This window comes from Sphingomonas sp. (genome assembly GCF_050725575.1).
Lineage (GTDB): Bacteria > Pseudomonadota > Alphaproteobacteria > Sphingomonadales > Sphingomonadaceae > Sphingomonas.
This window is the reverse complement of the sequence record NZ_JBOHHW010000007.1, coordinates 41,233-59,546: the sequence shown is the minus strand read 5'-3', so window position 1 is coordinate 59,546 and position 18,314 is coordinate 41,233. Positions and strand designations below refer to the sequence as shown.

Below are 18,314 nucleotides of genomic sequence, written 5' to 3'. Positions count from 1 at the left end.
ATTTCATGATTAGATACCAATGTGGCTCGAAGGCGCCGCGAGATGCGCCTGACCGGGAGGATGGACATGGCATTTCAGATCAACCGTACGCTGCTGCTCGGCACGGCTCCGCTGGCCCTGGCGATCGCCTGCGCCGCGCCGGCTTATGCGCAGGACGCGGCACAAGCAGCCGCGCCTGCTGCTGACCAGGCCGCCGCACCGGCTGACGAGCAGATCGATACCAGCACCGACGACATCATCGTGGTCGGCACCGCCGGCGGCGGCACGCGGCGTCAGGATGCGGCCTTTGCCGTGACCTCGATCAATGCCGAGGATATTTCGCGGCTCGCCCCGTCAAGCACCGCCGACCTGCTGCACTCGGTTCCCGGGGTCAGCGCGGAAAGTTCGGGCGGCCAGAACGGCGCCAACATCTTCGTGCGTGGCTTTCCCTCGGGCGGCGACGCGGAATTCGTGACGCTCCAGTCTTCCGGCGTCCCGATTTTCCCACCGCCCACTTTGTCTTTCCTCGAAAATACCCAGCTGTTCCGCATTGATGATACGATCGCCCGGGTCGAGGCGGTGCGTGGCGGCACCGGCGCGCTGTTCTCGTCGGGCCAGCCCGGTTTGACGGTCAACTTCGTTCAGCGCGAAGGCAGCCAGACGGCCAAGGGATCGGTTCGGATCAGCGCGACCGATTTCGGCGAGGTGCGCGGCGATGCCTGGGTCTCGGGTCCGCTCGGTGCGAATACCACGGCGATGATCGGCGGCTATTATGCGCAGTCGAACGGCATCCGCGACCCGCAGTTCCGCGCCGAAAAGGGCGGGCAGATCACCGCCAATATCCGGCATGACTTCGGCCAGGGCTCGCTGCTCGTCTATGGCCGCTATCTCAATGATCATGGCCAGTGGCTGTTGCCGGTACCGATTGCCCAGAACGGCAGTTCGCTCAGCGACTTTCCCGGTTTCGACGCGCAGACCGGCGTGCTCGCCGGGCGCGAGACGCGCTTCTCGACCATCAATACCGGCCGCGTGGTTGACCTGGCCGATGGCCGCGGCGCGAAGATCTTCAATGGCGGGGTGAATTTCGACTATGAAATCGCCGATGGCCTGAAGATCCGCGAACGCGCCAGCTATATGAAGGGCAGCGCCGACACGGTCGGCCTGGTGCCTGCCGGCGCGCCGATGACCGCTGCCGCCTTTGCAGCGGGCTATACGCTGGCTAACAGCCCGACCGCGACCATCGGGTCGCTGACTTATGTCGATGGCGGCGGCGCGGTATCGGGGTCGACTCAGGTGATCCAGGCCGGCGTCTGGGAAGTCCGCAAGCAGATCGAATCCTTCGTCAACGACCTGTCGCTGGAATTCAAGAGCGGCGACAACACGTTGACCGTCGGCGGCTATTTCGCCGCCTATTCGTCGGACGATCGCTGGAATCTCGGCAATGGCCAGTTGCTGACCGCCGAGGAACATGGCCGCCGCCTCAACCTGACGCTCGCCGATGGTCGTCAGGCGACTCGTGCCGGTTTCGTCCAGGGCGCGACCTTCAACGTCAATGCGCAATATGACGGGCGGGATTATGCCGCCTATGCGGTTGACGAATATCAGATCACGCCGGAATTGCGCATCGATGGCGGCATTCGCTGGCAGCGTCACACGGTGACCGGCCGGCTCGAGAACAACACCTTTGGGGTCGATACCGACAGCAATCCGAACACGCTGTACAATAACGGCACGGCAGTGCTGAACGGCACGTTTTCGGCCCTGCCCACTCCCACGGGAGATTATCGCGGTTCGAAGCTGTCATGGACGGCGGGCGTCAATTATGACTTCTCCAGCCAGATTGGCGCGTTCGCGCGCTACAGCCGCGGCAACAGCTTCCCGTTCTTCGATGCGCTCCGCGACGGCGTGACAATCGCGCCAAGGGTCGACAGCTACGAACTGGGCCTGAAGGTATCGACTCCGCTGGTCAGCGCCTATGCGACGCTGTTCCACAACGACTTTACCGGACTGGCCGTCAGCCGCATCATCAATGACCTTCCGGTGACCTCGATCGGGGGCGCGCGGACGACCGGTATCGAGTTCGAAGGATCGATCCGGCCCTTCCAGGGCTTCAGCATCGATCTCGGCGCGACCTATCTCGATTCGAAATATCGCAACTTCTTCACCAGCATCGATGTCAGCGGCTTGCAGGTACAGCGCCAGCCCAAATGGCAATGGCGCGTGACGCCGACCTATGAGCATGATTTCGGCGGCGCCAAGGCAGCAGTCTTCACCACGCTCAGCTATATCGGCGACCGTTTCTCCGACCCCGAGAACAAGCAGGTGCTGCCGAAATATTACAAGCTTGATGCCGGCGTGTCGCTGACGGTGTCGGAGAAGATCAAGCTGCAGGTCACCGGTGACAATCTGACCAACCGGATCGGCCTGACCGAGGGCAATCCGCGGATCATTGGCGCGCAGGGGGCCGGTACGATCCTCGCCCGACCGATCCTGGGCCGGTCGTTCCGCTTCTCGGTCGGCTATAGCTTCTGATCCCCGGGACGCGGGGTGCCTTGCCCGGGCACCCCGCGAATCCGCTCAGGGATAGCTGACCGTCAGGGGCACGTCCGGGATTGGGATCCATTCCTTGTCGTCTCCCGGCACTTTGGGGAAATTCCCCGCGGTCCAGTCGCGCTTCGCCTGCTCGATGCGGTCGCGGTCGGATGACACGAAATTCCACCAGACATGGCGCGGGGTCGCAAACGCTTGGCCGCCGCACAGCATGATCCGGCCGCCATTCGCCGAACGCAGGGTCGCGGTGACGCCGGGCCGGAGCACATAGAGCGTCATCGGCTCGAGCGTCATGCCGTCGAGGCTCGCCTCGCCCAGCGCGACATAGAGTGCGCGTTCGTCGGCCCCGGCGTCGATCGGCACGCTGCCGCCCGCATCGAGCACGATATCGGCATAGATGGTCTCGGCATAGGTTGTGGTCGGCGCCGCTGCGCCCCACAGGTTGCCCATGATGATCCGCGCGCGGGCACCTGACGCCTCGACCACCGGCAAGGCGGCCTTGCCGACATGCTCGAACGCCGGATCCATCTCCTCATCCTTTTCGGGCAGCGCGATCCAGGTCTGGATGCCAGACAGTTCCGGCCCGATCGCGCGCTCGGCGCTGGGCGAGCGTTCGGAATGGACGATGCCGTGGCCCGCGGTCATCAGATTGACCGCGCCGGGCTCGATCGTCGCGACGCTGCCGATCGAATCGCGGTGGTCGATCGCGCCGCCGAACAGATAGGTTACGGTGGCAAGGTTGATATGCGGGTGCGGGCGCACGTCGATGCCCTGGCCGACACTGAGATGCGCCGGGCCCATCTGGTCGAAGAACAGGAACGGTCCGACCATGGTGCGCGGCCGGGAGGGCAAAGTGCGATGAACCTTGAACCCGCCCAGGTCGTGCGTGACCGGGGTAATGATCTGCAGGATCAGATCGTCATTAGTCATCGCTATGCTCCAGGATCGCGCTCAGATCCTCGGGGAAGATCGTTTCGGGCCAACCGGCCAGTTCGTCGCGGGCGAACCAGCGATGCTCCTGCATGACGCGGCGTTCGAGCTCGGTATGGCCGGCGGTGTCGATCGCACAGGCGCCGGCGGAGACGCGGAAATAGCACTCCTCGGCAATCACCGGCACATCCTCCAGCGTGGTGAAAGTGACGGTGCGGCGATGCACTTCCGGTCCGCAGTCAAGGTCAAGACCGGTTTCCTCGCGCAACTCGCGCCGCGCCGCCGCGGCAAAGCTCTCGCCCGGATCGATCGCCCCGCCCGGCGTCGCCCAGAAGGGGGGCCGGTCGCCAGCGTCGAAGCGGAACAGCAGCACGCGGTCCTGGTCATCAGTCAGCAGGATGCGTGCGGCGGGGCGTTTGGCGAGTGCGGTCATTCGCCATCCAGTTCGGGATAATGACGGAAAATGCCTTCCCGGTTGAAGGCGAGGCGCCGGTCGCTTTTCAGATAGGCCTGGATGCCGGGCAGTTGCGCGACCTGGTCGTGGAGGCGGATCAGGCGGAGATAATCGCCTTCGATCGCAGCCATGCGCCGGGGAAACATGTAGCGCAGGCCCTCGACGATCTGGAACAGCGAGGTGTCGGCGCAGGTCCAGCGATCGTCGATCAGCCAGTCGCCCGGATTGGCGGTCAGCGCCTCTTCGAACCAGCCGAGGAATTTGGGCATGCGGCCGTCGCGGAACTGCTTCGCCGCGCGCGCCGCTTCGGGCTTCTGGTCGTGATAATAGGCCCGCATATCGACCGGGTGATGCACATTATGCACTTCCGCGACGAGGTCGGTGACGGTCAGCTGGATTTGATGGATCCAGTAGCGATCGGCAGCGGCGCTCGGCACAAGGTCGTGACGGTCGCCAAGATAGAGCAGGATGTCGGCGACCTGCGCGATGACGAGGCCATCGGTCTCGAGATAGGGCGGTGCGAACGGTGCGCGGCCCTTGCGCGCCTCCATATCCGCGATCAGGCGCTCTTCGCCATCCTCGCCGCGCGCGCAATCCTCATACTCGATCCCGGCGGCCTCGAGCGCGAGACGCACGAATTCGCCGCGTCCCTGGATCGTCGGCCAGTACCAGAGCTTGTACGCCATCATCACTCTCCCGGCGCGCGTGCCTTGATCGCCAGCGCATGGATGCTGGTCTGCAGCAGATCGGACAGCGCGGTGTTGATCAGCCGCTGCCGCTGAACGCGCGACAGGCCGACAAAGGCCGGGCTTTCGACGATCACGGTGAAATGCGATTCGCCGCTGCCGTCATCGCCCATATGGCCGGCATGGTGCGCACTGTCGTTGATCACATCGAGATGCGACGGGGCGAGGTCCGCGGTCAGTCGGGCGGCGATGGCGGCGGCAACAGGGCCGGTGGCAGGGTTGGTCATCGTCACTATATAAGCCGCTTTTGGGTTTCGGGGAGCCGCGTGTCGCTGTGAGTGAGAAGAAGGCGGACGAAAGTGAAAAAAGGGACCGGCCAGGCGCACGCTTTCACGGCCGGGTCGAGGGAACGGGCCGGGAATGCGCCGAGCCGGGCTGCCACGAGCCTGGCGAATTCCGCGCGCCGGCGCTCGACGGGCCGAATGGCGGCGACGGACCGCGCCCGTATCGCTGGTTCTGTCTCGACCACGTCCGCGCGTTCAATGCACGCTACAATTTCTTCAACGGCATGAGTGCCGACGAAATCCACGAGGCGCAGCGTCCCTTTGCCGGCTGGGAACGCGAGACGCGTGCCTTTGCCCATTCCGGTGCCGATCGCCCGCCGACCTGGGCCGATTTCCGCGACCCGCTCGATGCCATCGGCGCGCGGTTCAAGCGCGCGACCGAAGCGCCCCGCGCCGATGGCCGTATGCTGTCGGAGGGCGACCGGCGCGCGTTGAAAGTGCTGGGTCTGGCGACCGATGTCGATCGCCGCGGCCTCAGAACGCGCTATGCCGAGCTGGTGCGGAAATATCATCCCGACCGCAACGGCGGCGACCGCAGTTATGAGAAAGCGCTGCAGGAAGTCATTGCGGCGTACACCCAACTGAAGAGCGCAGCAGCGTTCGCGTGACGTAATCATTCCCCCGCTTCGCGAGGAAGGATATGATCACCCCTCGCGCTTCATCCGTTCCTGCCGCGCGCGCTCGAGTTCATTCGGCTCGGGCATCTGGAACGAGCCGATCGGCACCGGCCCGGCGGGTTCATAGGTCGCGATGATCACGCCGGTGGTCGACACCTTGTGATCGATCAGTTTCAGCGCGCCGGGCGTGACGCCCTCAGCGAACAGGCGCTTGCCGCCGCCCACCACCACCGGAAAGGTCATCACGAACAACCGGTCGATCAGGCCTGCCTTGAGTAGTGCGGGGTAGAGCTTGGTGCTGCCCTGGATCAGCAGGTCGGGCCCGTCGCTCGCCTTGAGCGCGGCGATGCTGGCCGCTGCGTCGCCGTTGATCGCATGCGAATTGTTCCAGCCAAGCGGTTCGGTCGAGGACGTGACGACATATTTGGCGATCCTGTCGAATTTCTCGCCGATCGGGTCGTCGGTCATGAACGGCCAGTGCGCGGCGAAGATCTCATAGGTCTTGCGGCCGAGCAGCAGGTCGTATTCGCCGCCGATCACGCCGCCCATATGTTCGCCCATCACCTCGTCCCAATAGGTGAAGGACCAGCCGCCAAGGGTGAAGCCGCCGGTGGGATCCTCGCTTGGCCCGCCCGGGGCCTGCATGACGCCGTCGAGCGACTGGAAGGCGCCGGCAATGATCTTTCGCATGGGAATACCTTTTCTAAAGGATGTTGAGGGACGCGTCGGCCCTGCCTTCCCCGCGCTTACGGGGGAGGGGGACGGCGCGGCGGGACGCTATCGTCCGATATATTTATGCGACCGCTTCTCCGGCGATTGCGCGTTCGACCGCCGCGATGTCGATCTTCCTCATCGTCATCATCACATCCATCGCGCGCTTGGCGGCGGCCCGGTCCGGACTGCTTATCGCCTCCATCAGCGCGCGCGGCGTGATCTGCCAGGACAGGCCGAACCGATCCCTGCACCATCCACAGGCGCTCTCCTCGCCGCCGCCATCGACGATCGCATTCCAGTAGCGGTCGGTTTCTTCCTGGTTGTCGGTGTGGACCTGGAACGACACGGCCTCGTCGAACTTGAACGCGTCGCCGCCATTCAGGCCGAGGAACTTCATGCCGAGCACGGTGAACTCGACCGTCAGCACGCTGCCCTCCTTGCTGGAAGGGTTATCGCCCGGCGCGAGAGTAATGGCGCCGACGCTCGAATCAGGGAAGGTTGCGGCATAGAATTCCGCCGCCTCTTCGGCATTGTGGTTGAACCACAGACATGGTGCGATCTTGTGCATTGTCTCTCTCCTGACTGATCCCGCTCTTAGTTTCCCGGCCCGACCACGCCGAACATTACGCCGTGTGGGTCGCTCGCCACGATGATGCGGTCACCGCCGGGGACTTCCATCGGGCCCATATGGACGGTGCCGCCATTGTCCTTCACCTTCTGCGCCGCGACTTCAATATCGGGGGCGCGGAAATAGAATTGCCAGGCCGGCGGCGGGCTGTCGGGCTGTCGGTTCATGGTCGCGCCGATGATCTGCTCGCCGACCGCGACGAAGACGTAATCGCCAGAGCCCGGCATCGCCATCTTGTCGGGATAGGTCCAGCCGAACACCGTCGCGTAAAAGACGTTCGCTGCGTCCTGGTCAGTCGTGGCGAGTTCGTTCCAGTTACATTTGCCCATGCCCATCCGGTCATAGGCAGTGCTGTCCTCGCTGCTCGTGCCGCGCATCACATAGAAGGGGATGCCCTGCGGATCGGCGACCATCGCGATGCGGCCGATATCGGGAATGTCCCAGGCGGGCATCAGCACGCTGCCGCCGGCCGCCTTGATCTTCTCGACCGTGGCATCGACATCATTGACGCCGATATAGAAGAGCCAGGTCGGCCTGGCGCCGCCCGCGATCATTTCAGGCGTCAGGCGCAATACGCCGCCGACCTGGCCGCCACCCGAGTCCGGGCTGACGTTGATCATGCAGTAATCCTGGCCGCCCGGCGGCGGGTCGCCCACCGACCAGCCGATCACAGTGTCGTAGAATGCCTTTGACGCATCGGGGTCGGCGGTCATCAGTTCGTACCAGATCGGCGTACCTTCAGGATTGGTCATCGTCTCGCTCCTATGGGTGTTGATGTTCTGGTTGGTTGGTCGGCCGCGTCACTTGTCGAGGATAGGGGCGAAGCCACCATAGACCATGCGCTTGCCGTCGAACGGCATCTCGGAGCTGGCGTCCGGCTTCATGCGCGGGTCCTCCATGACCTTGGCCATGCCGGCGTCGCGTGCATCCTTCGAGGGCCATTCCACCCAGGAGAAGACGACATGCTCGTCGCCCGACGCCTGCACCGCGCGCTTGTAATCGGTGACTGTGCCGTCGGGCACGTCGTCGCCCCACGCCTCGACCACGCGCGTCGCGCCATGATCGCGGAACACGGTCGATGCCTTGCTCGCCAGGCCGCGATAGGCATCCTTGTTGTCGCCCTGGACCGGCACGAGATAGCCGTCGACATAGCCGACCGATCCACCCGGGCCGTCGTCGAGCAGCGGCTCGAACCCGCCATAGATCATGCGCTGGCCGTCGAACGGACACTCGCCCATCTCGGCCATGCGCGGATCTTCCATCATTCGCGCGATGCCGTCCTGATAGACCTGCCGGGATGGCCATTCGAGCCAGCTGAACAGGACGGTTTCATCGTCCTTCGCCTGCACCGCGCGCTTGAAATCGGTGACCGTCCCGTCGGGGACTTCGTCGCCCCAATTCTCGACCATGCGGGTCATGCCATAATCGCGGAACAGCGCGATCGATTTGCTCGCATGGTCGATATAGGCCTGCTTGTTCGCCGCGGGCACCGCGAGCACGAAACCTTGAATATAGCTCATCATCGCTCTCCTTGTTTTATAAATGCTCGAATGGCTCAGGCCGCTTCGCGGTCGTCGAAATCGGCCAATTGCTCGGCCAGCGCCTGCTGGAACGCGGGCCGCGCCTCGCACCGTGCGAGATAAGCGGTGAGATTGGCATGTTCGGCGACCAGGTCGGTGTGGCGCAGATTGCGCAACACCGTGGCCATGATCAGGTCACCCGCGGTGAAGCGACCCTGGAGATATTCCTGCTCGCCGAGCCAGTCCGACAGACGCGACAGACGCTCGCGCACCTTCTGCTCCGCCTCGGGCCGGCGCAGCGCCGCCCATTGCTCGCCGGCATTGAAGATATCGATATTGACCAGCTCGAAGATCATCGGCTCGATGCTGTTGAGCGCCGCGATCAGCCAGCAGGTGGCGCGTGCCCGCTCCCCCGCGTCGGTGGGGAGCAGTGCTTCGCTGCGCGCGCCGACATGCAGCACGATCGCGCCGCTTTCGAACAGGCCGAGATCGCCTTCGACGAACACCGGCACCTGGCCGAAGGGCTGTTCGTGAAAATAATCCGCCGGACGCTGCGTGGTCGCATCGAGGAGGCGGACCCGATAGGGCAGGCCGGCCTCGGCCAGCGCCCAGCGCACCCGGATGTCGCGCACCAGGCCGCGGGCAAAGTCCGGTACCCAGCGAAAAGCGGTGATTTCGATTGAAGGGGAGGTCATCGTCCTGCTCCTTGGCTCTCGGTTTTCCGACTTCTTAATTGTCTTATTGCGCGATCGGCAGCAGCGCCCGGACGCGCAGGTCGCGCAGCCACAGCCCGGCCCAGGCGACCAGCCCGATATAGATGCCGAACAGCGTGTTGCTGAATAACGGCATATCGGCGCGAAGGTTCACCGCGACGGCCCCACCGAGAAAGGCGGTGATCAGCAGCGCACCGAGAAAGGCGGTGCGTGGCCAGGCATAAAGGGCGACGCTGATCAGCAGGATCGCACCGATCGTGCGATATAGGCCGGGGGCGGGCGCCAGGCCCAAAGGCGGGCTGTTGTCGATCATCAACTGCGGCGTGGCGAGCTTGAACACGGCGTCCGCGCCGAGCGCGAGGATCGCCAACCCACTCAGCACGCGGCCGATCCATAGAGTCTTGGTGTTGATTGGGGAGGACATCGGGGTTCCTTTGCGAGTCAGGCGAACAGGGGCGCGCCGGTCATCACGCCGTGCACGAGGATGGCGACCACGGTGACGGCGAAGCCGCCGGCACCGGAGATGAAGGGGACGAATTTACGCATGACACTGTCCTTTGCAGGCGCGCGCCGTCAGGCGGCGGGGGCTTCGGCGAAGGCTTCGGGGCCGGCAGTGACTGCGGCGGGATCCATCCACATCACTTCCCAGATGTGACCATCGGGGTCGGCGAAGCTGCGGCTGAACATGAAGCCGAAATCCTGCGACGGCGTGGCATCGGCGCTGCCGCCCGCAGTCGCGGCCTTGTCGACCACCGCGTTGACCGCGTCCTTGCTCGGCTGCGCGATGCAGATCAGCATGCCAACCGCGCTCTTCGCGTCCGCAATGGCCCGGCCGGGGATGAACGAAGCGAACTTCTCATGGCTCAGCAGCATTGCGTGGATCTGGTCTGAAAAGACGATGCACGACGCGGTCTCGTCACTGAACATCGGGTTCTTCGTCGCGCCGATCGATTCATAGAATGCGGTCGCCTTGGCCACGTCGCTGACGGGCAGGTTCACGAAGATCATGTTGGTCAGGCTCATGGTGGTTCTCCTTTTTGGAAACACTGGGTTGCGAATCACTGTTTGACCCTGATGCCCCTTTCGGTTATTAAAAGCAACCATGAAGTTAGAAAAAGTAACCGATTCGACGAAAACGGCGGAAAAGCGTTGGTATGACGACGCTTGCGGCACGGCTTTGGCGATGGAGCTGGTCGGCGAGCGCTGGTCCTTGCTGATTGTGCGCGAGCTTATGTTCGGCCCGCGACGCTTTGGTGAACTGCGCGCCGGCCTGCCCGGAATCAGCGCCAATGTGCTCACCCAGCGGCTCGAGGGCATGGAACTGGCCGGCATTGTCGAGCGGCAGAAACTGCCGCCGCCGGCCTCGGTGCAGGTCTACGGCCTGACCGTCTGGGGCTATCAGAGCGAGATCGCGATCCAGGAACTGGGGCGCTGGGCAGTCCGCTCGCCCGCGCATGATCCGACGCTGCCGCTCAGCGCGGCGTCGATCATGATGTCGTTCCGCACCATGTATGCGCGCGAACGCGCTGCGGGTCTCGACGCAACGATCGGCTTCCGCTTCGGCGCTGAGACGTTCGTGGCGGAGCTGAGCCCGGACGGCATCCCGATCCGGCGCGCTGATCCATCGGACGCAGACCTGATTCTCTCGACCACGCCGATGATGATGGCGGCGACCGTCTATGGCGGATTGCCGGTCGCCGATGCCGAGGCGGCGGGCGCGATGAGCGTGCAGGGCGACCGGGCGTTGCTTGACCGGTTCCTGACATTGTTCCCGCTGCCACCGAAAAATTCCCCACCAGCGGAGTGAAGCCGATGGCCGCAGCAAAGCCGAACCGCATCGCGATCGAGAATGTCATTCAGCCGGGCAAGACCTACACTGTCGATGCCGAAAAATTCGCCGCGATGCGCGACGCCGTGCTCGCCAGCCTGCCCAGCAGTCCGCCGGGAATGACCGTGCCCGAATTGAAGGCGGCGGTGCTGCCGCGCCTGCCCGACTCGCTGTTTCCGGGCGGCGAGAAGGCCGGCTGGTGGCTCAAGGCGGCCCAGCTCGACCAGGAGGCGAAACAGGTAATTGCACGCGCGACCGGGTCTCCAGTACGATTATACAGGATTTAAAGAATAGAAGTTGTTCAGGAACTGTTGAGTCGGAAGCCGCCATTGGCTGAGGGTCCAAACCCGTTCATCGCAATGGTTGAGATCGCCCGGAGCAAGCCGCTGGCAAGGAGCGCAGCGCAGACGCGTAGCTTGAGCTACGCGCAAGCAAGCGACGTAGCCAGCGGCTTGCTCCGGGCGACCGCTGCGCGGCGGGCGGCTTTAGGCGCACAGCGGCGTCGCGCGTCGGTCACGATGGATAGCCATCGCTCCCTCCTTGCTCCTGGCCGTGCGCCTAAATCCGCTCCGTCTCGACCGTTGCGATGAACGGGTTTGGACCCTAAGGCGTTAGGCCAGACGTGAGGCAATAATGACCGACATCCCCAATACTCAGCCCGACAGCCGCGAAACGACGATCATGGAAGCGCCCGACAAGATGCTCAGCGTCCGTGAGGCGTTCGGTATCGATTCGGACATGCAGGTCCCCGCTTTCAGCGAAGCGGACGAGCGCGTGCCCGATCTCGACCCGGCTTATGTGTTCGACGCCGATACCACGCTCGCGATCTGCGCCGGCTTCGCGCACAATCGCCGCGTGATGGTGCAGGGCTATCACGGCACCGGCAAATCGACTCATATCGAACAGGTCGCGGCGCGCCTGAAATGGCCGTGCATCCGCATCAACCTTGATGCGCATATCAGCCGTATCGACCTGGTCGGCCGCGATGCGATCGTGCTCAAGGACGGCAAGCAAGTCACTGAATTCCGCGAAGGCCTGCTGCCCTGGGCACTGCAGACGCCGACCGCCCTGGTGTTCGACGAATATGACGCCGGTCGTCCCGACGTGATGTTCGTGATCCAGCGCGTGCTGGAGACCGAGGGCAAGCTGACGTTGCTCGACCAGAACCGCGTGATCCGGCCGAACCCGTGGTTCCGTCTGTTCTCCACCGCCAACACGGTCGGCCTCGGCGATACCAGCGGCCTGTATCATGGGACGCAGCAGATCAACCAGGGCCAGATGGACCGCTGGAACATCGTCGTCACGCTCAACTATCTGCCCGCCGCTGTCGAGGCGCAGATCGTGCTCGCCAAGTCGGGTGAGTATGACAAGCCGGAGGGCAAGAAGGCGGTCGAGGACATGGTCCGCGTCGCCGACCTGACCCGGCGCGGCTTCATCAATGGCGACATCTCGACCGTGATGAGCCCGCGCACCGTGATCACCTGGGCGCAGAACGCGCTGATCTTCGGTGACATCGGCTTCGCGTTCCGCCTGTCGTTCCTCAACAAGTGCGACGAATCGGAACGCGCGCTGGTCGCGGAATATTATCAGCGCGTGTTCGGCAAGGATTTGCCCGAGAGCGTTGTCGGCAAGAGCTGACGGCCGGGTCTCTCCGGCGGTGGAGTAACGATCGATGACTGACCATGGGCGCCGTTGGCGGTCGATCGTGATGCTCGCCGCCGTGCCGCTGCTGCTCGCTGCCGCGCCCGCAGACTATAAGATCGGCGCGCCGCCGCTGCGTTTGCTGCCCTCGACCACCCCGGCGGGCGAGCAGAAGGTGCTGCCCGGCACGATCGTCGCGATCAGTACGCTAGGCCGGCCAGACTCGGCGATCATCGTCACGCCGGTCGCACTGGACCAGTCGGGCGAGAAGCGCGCGTTCGAGCGCGGTACGGTGATCGCGGCGGCGAGCGTGCCCGGCCTGCCCGGCGATCCGCAACGGGTGTTCTGCGAGGAAGGCAAGGAAGGGTCGATCGGCAAGCAGATGACCGGGCAGATGCTGTTCGGGATGGTCGGCGTGCTGCGGTCGACCAAGCTCGACACGCGCTATTGCCTGATCGATGCCGATGGCGATTCCTTCTTCGACCATGCCTTTCTGGTCGGCGCCAAGGGCAAGAGCAAATTGCCCTATGCTATTCCAAAGGCGGAATATGGCCTGATCGAAGGACTGCCGATCGGTGGCGAGAGCGTAATCCGGTTGCGCTATGCCGGCAGCGGCGGCGAAAAGGGCAGCGTCTTCTTCGACCTTGAGGCATCGGGCTTCGGCCGCATGCGTGCACTGCCCGGTGCACGGCACACGCTGTCGACCGTAAAACTGCCGGCGCATGACATCATCGCCGGCGCGGTGATCACCCTGCTTGCCTATGATGCGAAATCGGGCGAAGCGACGGTGATCATGAACCGTGATTTCGCCCCCGGGCATATTGTGCTGCCAGAGCTGAGCCAATGACCACTGAAACGCCCCTCGACCAGTTCAAGGCCGTACTCGGCGGCACATCGCGCGCGCTCGCTGACGAGCCGGAGGTCGAACTCGCCTTCACCGCCGACGCGCCGACTCAGTCGGGCAAGCATATCAAGGTGCCGATGCCGGCGCGCACCCTGCCGGCCGACCAGGTCGCCGAAGCGCGTGGTTTTGCGGATGGCTTCGCGCTCCGGCTCAAGCATCACGACGCGGCGCTGCACGCGAAGACAGCACCGGGGGACGCGGTGGCGCGTTCGGTGTTCGATGCGGTGGAGGGCGCGCGGGTCGAGGCGCTTGGCTCGCGCGGCTATGCCGGGATCGCCGCCAATCTGGCGACCGCGCTCGACATGAAGCTGCGCGCCGACCCGATCACCCGTGCGCGCAGCCGCGAGGAAGTACCGCTGTCGACCGCGCTCGGCCTGATGGTGCGCGAACGGCTGACCGGGCAGGAGGCACCCGCCACCACCGCAATGGGCATGGCGCTGATCCGCGATTGGATCGAGGACAAGGCCGGCCACGACCTCGACGCGCTGGCGCTGGCGATCGACGATCAGCGCGCGTTCGCGACGCTGGCGACGCGGCTGCTCGAGGATCTCGAACTGGTCGAGGGGGATATGATCCCGGACGACAGCGAGGAAGGCGGCAGCGATGACGAGGGCACCGAGGACCAGCAGTCTGACGAGGGCGAGGACGGCGAGAACGAGGGTGACGAGGGCCAAAGCGAGATCGAGGCGCGGGGCCAGGACCGCGATGCCGAATCGCAGGATGGCGAGTCGAGCGAGCAGGGCGACGACCAGTATGACGATATGGACGGCGAGCCCGGCGACGAGGGCGAAGAGGGCATGCTCCCGGTCCGCCCCAACCGGCCGCTGCAGGATTTCGGCGCGCAATTCGACTACAAGGCCTGGACCACCGCCTATGACGAGGTGATCGCCGCGACCGAGCTGTGCGACGCTGACGAACTGGCGCGGCTGCGTTCCTATCTCGACCAGCAGCTGGTGCATCTGCAGGGTGTGGTGACCAAGCTCGCCAACCGGCTGCAGCGCCGCCTGATGGCGCAGCAGAACCGCAGCTGGGATTTCGACCAGGAGGAAGGGATTCTCGACGCCGCGCGGCTGGCGCGGATCGTGGTCAACCCGATGCTGTCGCTGAGCTACAAGGTCGAGCGCGAGACCGATTTCCGCGACACGGTCGTGACGCTGCTGATCGACAATAGCGGTTCGATGCGCGGCCGCCCGATCTCGATCGCCGCGATCAGCGCCGACATTCTTGCGCGCACGCTGGAACGTTGCGGGGTCAAGACCGAGATTCTCGGCTTCACCACCCGCGCCTGGAAGGGCGGGCAGGCACGCGAGACCTGGCTTGCCGCGGGGCGCCCGCCCCAGCCGGGCCGGCTCAACGACGTGCGACACATCGTCTACAAAAAGGCCGATGAACCGTGGCGCCGTGCGAAAACGTCGCTCGGGCTGATGATGCGCGAAGGGCTGCTGAAAGAGAATATCGACGGCGAAGCGTTGCTCTGGGCGCATGGCCGGCTGATCGGGCGACCGGAGGAGCGCAAGATCCTGATGGTCATCTCGGACGGTGCGCCGGTCGACGATTCCACCCTCAGCGTCAATTCGGGCAGCTATCTCGAACGTCATCTGCGCCAGGTGATCGGCTGGATCGAGACCAAGTCGCCGGTCGAGCTGGTCGCGATCGGTATCGGCCATGACGTGACGCGCTATTACCAGCGCGCGGTGACGATCATGGATGCCGATCAGCTCGGCGGCACGATCATCGAACAGCTCGCCGCGCTGTTCGATTCGGAGTGATGGGATGGGGCGGTCATTTAATTCCTCCCCGGCACGGGGAGGGGGACCGCGCGCTTCTTCAGCGCGTGGTGGAGGCGGCGTGCCAAGCAGCGTAACGTTGCCGGCCTACCCCCTCCACCGGCTGCGCTGGTCCCCCTCCCCGTGCCGGGGAGGAATTTAAATGATCACCGCACCCCCAACCGGCTTCCACGGCCCGATCAAACGCTCCGTCACCATTGCCGGCCACCAGACCTCGATCAGCCTGGAGCCCGTTTTTTGGGCTGGGCTTGAAGCGGCGGCGGCCAAACACGCCCTACCGCTCAATGCGCTGATCGCCGAGATCGACGCGATCCGCATTCGCGCCGATGCCCCGCCCAATCTCGCCAGTGCTCTGCGCAGTTGGCTTTTCTCCAACATGGATGAGAATTACTCTCAGTAGCGTTGACAATGAGAGTGACTCGCAATAGCCGCCCCTTCACCATCTAAGGGGATTACCGTCATGCGCCGTCCGGGCACCGTTTCACGCAGCGCCGCTGTGCCTGCTTTCCTTGCCTTGTCGTGCGTCGGCGCGTTCGCGACTGCCCCGGCCATGGCCAAGGACGGTACCGATACGGCGTCCGCCGATGCCGCCGATGCCGCGCAACGCCGCGACGACGACATCCTCGTCACTGACCGCCGCGATCTGCCCAATGCGTCGCCCAAGGATGTCGCGGCACCCGTCGATACGCCGCGCTCGGTCGTGATCCTGCCGCGTGACGTGATCGATCAGACCGGCTCGGCCAGCCTCGCCGATGCCTTGCGCACCGTTCCGGGCATCACCTTTGGCGCGGCCGAGGGCGGCAACCCGATCGGCGACCGCCCCTTTATCCGCGGCTTCGACAGCCAGGGCAGCACCTATGTCGATGGCGTGCGCGACTTCGCGGCGCAGACGCGCGAGATATTCGCGGTCGATTCGATCCAGATCGTACGCGGGTCGGATTCGACACTCGGCGGCCGCGGCAGTGCGGGCGGATCGATCAACATCCTGTCGAAACTGCCGCGCGCAGCCGATTTCGTGAACGCGGCGATCAGCTACGGCACCGCCGATTATAAGCGCGCGACGATCGATGTGAACCACAAGATCAGCGACACGGTGGCCGTCCGCCTCGAGGGCATGTGGCATGACCAGGACGTCGCCGGCCGCGATGCGATCTGGCAGAAGCGCTGGGGCTTTGCCCCGTCGGTGACGATCGGCCTCGGCACGCCGACCCGGCTGACCGCATCCTATTATTATCTCGAAAGCCATGAGCTGCCCGACAGTGGCATTCCGTTTCTCTACACCATCGCCAATGCGCCGCTCGGCAACAGCTACTCGGAGCCAGCGCTCGGCAGGATTACCACCGCCGGTGGCCGCACCGGCACGGTCGATCGCTCGACCTTCTACGGCCTCAAGAACCGTGATTTCCGCGATGCGACGACGCAGCAGGCGACGATCCGGGTCGAACATGACTTTGGCGGCGTCACGCTGCGCAACACGTCGCGCTACACGCATAATGATCAGGCCTATATTTTCCTGCTGCCCGACGACAGCCAGGGCAATGTGTTCGGCACCCGCGCGACCAATCCTGGCAACGGCGATGTGCTGACCGGCGGCTATGTGTGGACACGCGCCAACACGCGCTATGGCTATACCAAGAGCATCGTCAACCAGACCGACCTGTACGGTGAATTCGACACCGGCGGGATCAAGCACAGCTTCTCGGTCGGCGCGGAATTCTCCTGGGAAAAGGCGCGGCGCGGCGCGTTCGTGACGCGCGGCTTCGTCAACGCCTCCAACACCGAATTGCTCTCGACCGGGTCGACGATCTCGCCACGCTGTAATGCCGCGTCGATCGCGCGCTTCTATTGCGTCGATCTGTTCAATCCCAACCCCGACGCAAACTGGGTCAATTACGCCAATGACACGTCGACCGTCGCCGCGCCGATCGTGCGCAATCTGCCGATCGCCGAGACTCAGAATGATGCCAGCACGCAGAGCGTCTATGGTTTCGATTCGATCACGCTCGCCGAGCCGCTGATCCTCAATATCGGGCTGCGCTATGACCGCTTCACCACCAGGTTGCGTCCGGGACAGCCGATCACCGCGACCAGCGTGGTCGAGTTCGAACGCACCGACGAGATCTTCAATTACCAGGCCGGCCTGGTCTTCAAGCCGACCAAGAACACCAGCCTCTATGCCAGCTACGCCACCTCGGCGACGCCGCCCAACTCGCTGCTCGGCGAAGGCCAGGAGCAGAACGCGCTCCCGACAAGCGTGGCCGGCGCGGTCACCACGCCGCTTGATGCGCTGAAGGTCGAAAAGACCAAGTCCGCGGAAGTCGGCGCCAAGGCCGACCTGTTCGACGGTAAGCTCAATCTGAGCCTCGCTGTGTTCCAGACCAAGACCGAAAATGCCCGTGTCACCGGCCCGAACAACAATATCGAATATATCGGCAAGCGCCGCATTCGCGGTGTCGAATTCGGCGTCAACGGCACGATCCTGCCTGGCTGGACGGTGTTCGGCGGCTATACCTATCTTGACCCCAAGATCACCGATGGCGGCTTCACCGCGTTGACGGTCGCAGCGGTTGGTGCAGCCAAGGCCACGACGGTGCAGGTGGTGTCGGTCAATACCGGCAAGCAGGCGCCACAGACCGCCAAGCACAGCGCCACGTTGTGGAGCAATCTGGACGTCGGCAAATTCTCCTTCGGCGGTGGCGCCTTCTACACCAGCCGCGTGTTCGGCGGCTATCAGGACAACCGGTCCGCGGCGCAGACCTCCGCTGGCGTGATCACAATCACTTCGGCAACCCGGGTCATCTCGCGCACCGTGCCCGGATATGTGCGCTTCGATGCGCGGGTCGCCTATAAATTCACCGACAAGGTGCAGTTGGCGGTCAATGTGCAGAACCTGACCGACAAGACCTATTTCAGCCAGGTCTATACCTCGCATTATGCTGCGATCGCTCCCGGCCGCTCGGCCTTCGCGACGCTGAGCTTCGGCTTTTAAGACTGGCTCCCGTCCCGGCCGTGTTGCTCG

The 18,314-nt window shown here is 64.3% G+C and carries 20 protein-coding genes; 9 read left to right on the top strand and 11 right to left on the bottom strand.

What is annotated here, in order from left to right; translation table 11 throughout:
• Positions 1-66: 66 nt before the first annotated feature.
• Positions 67-2,511 (top strand): TonB-dependent receptor, encoded by a 2,445-nt coding sequence (locus ACRECS_RS07130; RefSeq protein ID WP_431582272.1) that lies wholly within the window; start codon positions 67-69, stop codon positions 2,509-2,511.
• Positions 2,512-2,556: 45 nt separating this feature from the next.
• On the opposite strand, the gene ACRECS_RS07125 is transcribed toward ACRECS_RS07130, so the two are convergent.
• The 4 genes from ACRECS_RS07125 to ACRECS_RS07110 are packed head-to-tail and all read right to left on the bottom strand — an operon-like array spanning position 2,557 to position 4,886.
• Complete coding sequence (locus tag ACRECS_RS07125) at positions 2,557-3,459, bottom strand: pirin family protein (RefSeq protein ID WP_431582271.1); 903 nt, start codon at positions 3,457-3,459, stop codon at positions 2,557-2,559.
• The gene (locus tag ACRECS_RS07120; protein ID WP_431582270.1) at positions 3,452-3,892 is read right to left on the bottom strand and encodes an NUDIX hydrolase; all 441 of its coding nucleotides are present in this window, start codon (positions 3,890-3,892) and stop codon (positions 3,452-3,454) included. Before ACRECS_RS07120 ends, ACRECS_RS07125 begins: the two co-directional genes overlap by 8 nt.
• Positions 3,889-4,599: a glutathione S-transferase gene (locus tag ACRECS_RS07115; protein WP_431582269.1), complete on the bottom strand. Its 711-nt coding sequence runs from the start codon at positions 4,597-4,599 to the stop codon at positions 3,889-3,891. The genes ACRECS_RS07120 and ACRECS_RS07115 overlap by 4 nt, the downstream gene beginning before the upstream one ends.
• A 2-nt stretch (positions 4,600-4,601) precedes the next feature.
• Positions 4,602-4,886 (bottom strand): BolA family protein, encoded by a 285-nt coding sequence (locus ACRECS_RS07110; RefSeq protein ID WP_431582268.1) that lies wholly within the window; start codon positions 4,884-4,886, stop codon positions 4,602-4,604.
• A 47-nt stretch (positions 4,887-4,933) separates the two neighbouring features.
• Between ACRECS_RS07110 and ACRECS_RS07105 the strand changes: the two genes are divergently transcribed.
• The gene (locus ACRECS_RS07105; RefSeq protein WP_431582267.1) at positions 4,934-5,551 is read left to right on the top strand and encodes a J domain-containing protein; all 618 of its coding nucleotides are present in this window, start codon (positions 4,934-4,936) and stop codon (positions 5,549-5,551) included.
• 36 nt (positions 5,552-5,587) lie between these two features.
• Here ACRECS_RS07105 and ACRECS_RS07100 read toward each other — a convergent pair whose 3' ends face one another.
• From ACRECS_RS07100 to ACRECS_RS07070, 7 genes are all read right to left on the bottom strand, one after another.
• Positions 5,588-6,250, bottom strand: a complete 663-nt coding sequence (locus ACRECS_RS07100) for a dihydrofolate reductase family protein (protein WP_431582266.1) — start codon at positions 6,248-6,250, stop codon at positions 5,588-5,590.
• A 103-nt stretch (positions 6,251-6,353) separates the two neighbouring features.
• A complete protein-coding gene (locus tag ACRECS_RS07095; protein ID WP_431582265.1) occupies positions 6,354-6,842 on the bottom strand; it encodes a VOC family protein in 489 nt (162 codons plus the stop codon).
• Between the two features lie 26 nt (positions 6,843-6,868).
• Positions 6,869-7,654: a VOC family protein gene (locus ACRECS_RS07090; protein WP_431582264.1), complete on the bottom strand. Its 786-nt coding sequence runs from the start codon at positions 7,652-7,654 to the stop codon at positions 6,869-6,871.
• Positions 7,655-7,702: 48 nt separating this feature from the next.
• Positions 7,703-8,422, bottom strand: a complete 720-nt coding sequence (locus ACRECS_RS07085; protein WP_431582263.1) for a DUF1428 domain-containing protein — start codon at positions 8,420-8,422, stop codon at positions 7,703-7,705.
• Between the two features lie 35 nt (positions 8,423-8,457).
• Positions 8,458-9,117: a glutathione S-transferase family protein gene (locus ACRECS_RS07080; RefSeq protein ID WP_431582262.1), complete on the bottom strand. Its 660-nt coding sequence runs from the start codon at positions 9,115-9,117 to the stop codon at positions 8,458-8,460.
• A 43-nt stretch (positions 9,118-9,160) separates the two neighbouring features.
• Complete coding sequence (locus ACRECS_RS07075) at positions 9,161-9,559, bottom strand: DoxX family protein (protein ID WP_431582261.1); 399 nt, start codon at positions 9,557-9,559, stop codon at positions 9,161-9,163.
• Positions 9,560-9,708: 149 nt separating this feature from the next.
• Positions 9,709-10,158 carry a VOC family protein gene (locus tag ACRECS_RS07070; protein WP_431582260.1) on the bottom strand — a complete coding sequence of 150 codons (450 nt, stop codon included), beginning with the start codon at positions 10,156-10,158 and terminating at the stop codon, positions 9,709-9,711.
• Positions 10,159-10,237: 79 nt separating this feature from the next.
• Here ACRECS_RS07070 and ACRECS_RS07065 point away from each other — a divergent pair, with 79 nt between their 5' ends.
• From ACRECS_RS07065 to ACRECS_RS07035, 7 genes are all read left to right on the top strand, one after another.
• A complete protein-coding gene (locus ACRECS_RS07065) occupies positions 10,238-10,942 on the top strand; it encodes a winged helix-turn-helix transcriptional regulator (protein WP_431582259.1) in 705 nt (234 codons plus the stop codon).
• A gap of 5 nt (positions 10,943-10,947) precedes the next feature.
• A complete protein-coding gene (locus ACRECS_RS07060; RefSeq protein WP_431582258.1) occupies positions 10,948-11,250 on the top strand; it encodes a DUF6958 family protein in 303 nt (100 codons plus the stop codon).
• A 346-nt stretch (positions 11,251-11,596) separates the two neighbouring features.
• Positions 11,597-12,601, top strand: a complete 1,005-nt coding sequence (gene cobS / locus ACRECS_RS07055; RefSeq protein ID WP_431582257.1) for a cobaltochelatase subunit CobS — start codon at positions 11,597-11,599, stop codon at positions 12,599-12,601.
• Positions 12,602-12,635: 34 nt separating this feature from the next.
• Positions 12,636-13,451, top strand: a complete 816-nt coding sequence (locus ACRECS_RS07050; RefSeq protein WP_431582256.1) for a hypothetical protein — start codon at positions 12,636-12,638, stop codon at positions 13,449-13,451.
• Entirely contained in the window at positions 13,448-15,277 is a 1,830-nt protein-coding gene (gene cobT / locus ACRECS_RS07045) for a cobaltochelatase subunit CobT (protein ID WP_431582255.1), read from the top strand. The genes ACRECS_RS07050 and cobT overlap by 4 nt, the downstream gene beginning before the upstream one ends.
• A gap of 160 nt (positions 15,278-15,437) precedes the next feature.
• The gene (locus tag ACRECS_RS07040; protein ID WP_431582254.1) at positions 15,438-15,695 is read left to right on the top strand and encodes a ribbon-helix-helix domain-containing protein; all 258 of its coding nucleotides are present in this window, start codon (positions 15,438-15,440) and stop codon (positions 15,693-15,695) included.
• Positions 15,696-15,755: 60 nt separating this feature from the next.
• On the top strand, positions 15,756-18,284 hold the full coding sequence (locus ACRECS_RS07035; protein WP_431582253.1) for a TonB-dependent receptor: 2,529 nt from the start codon (positions 15,756-15,758) through the stop codon (positions 18,282-18,284).
• Positions 18,285-18,314: the final 30 nt, after the last annotated feature.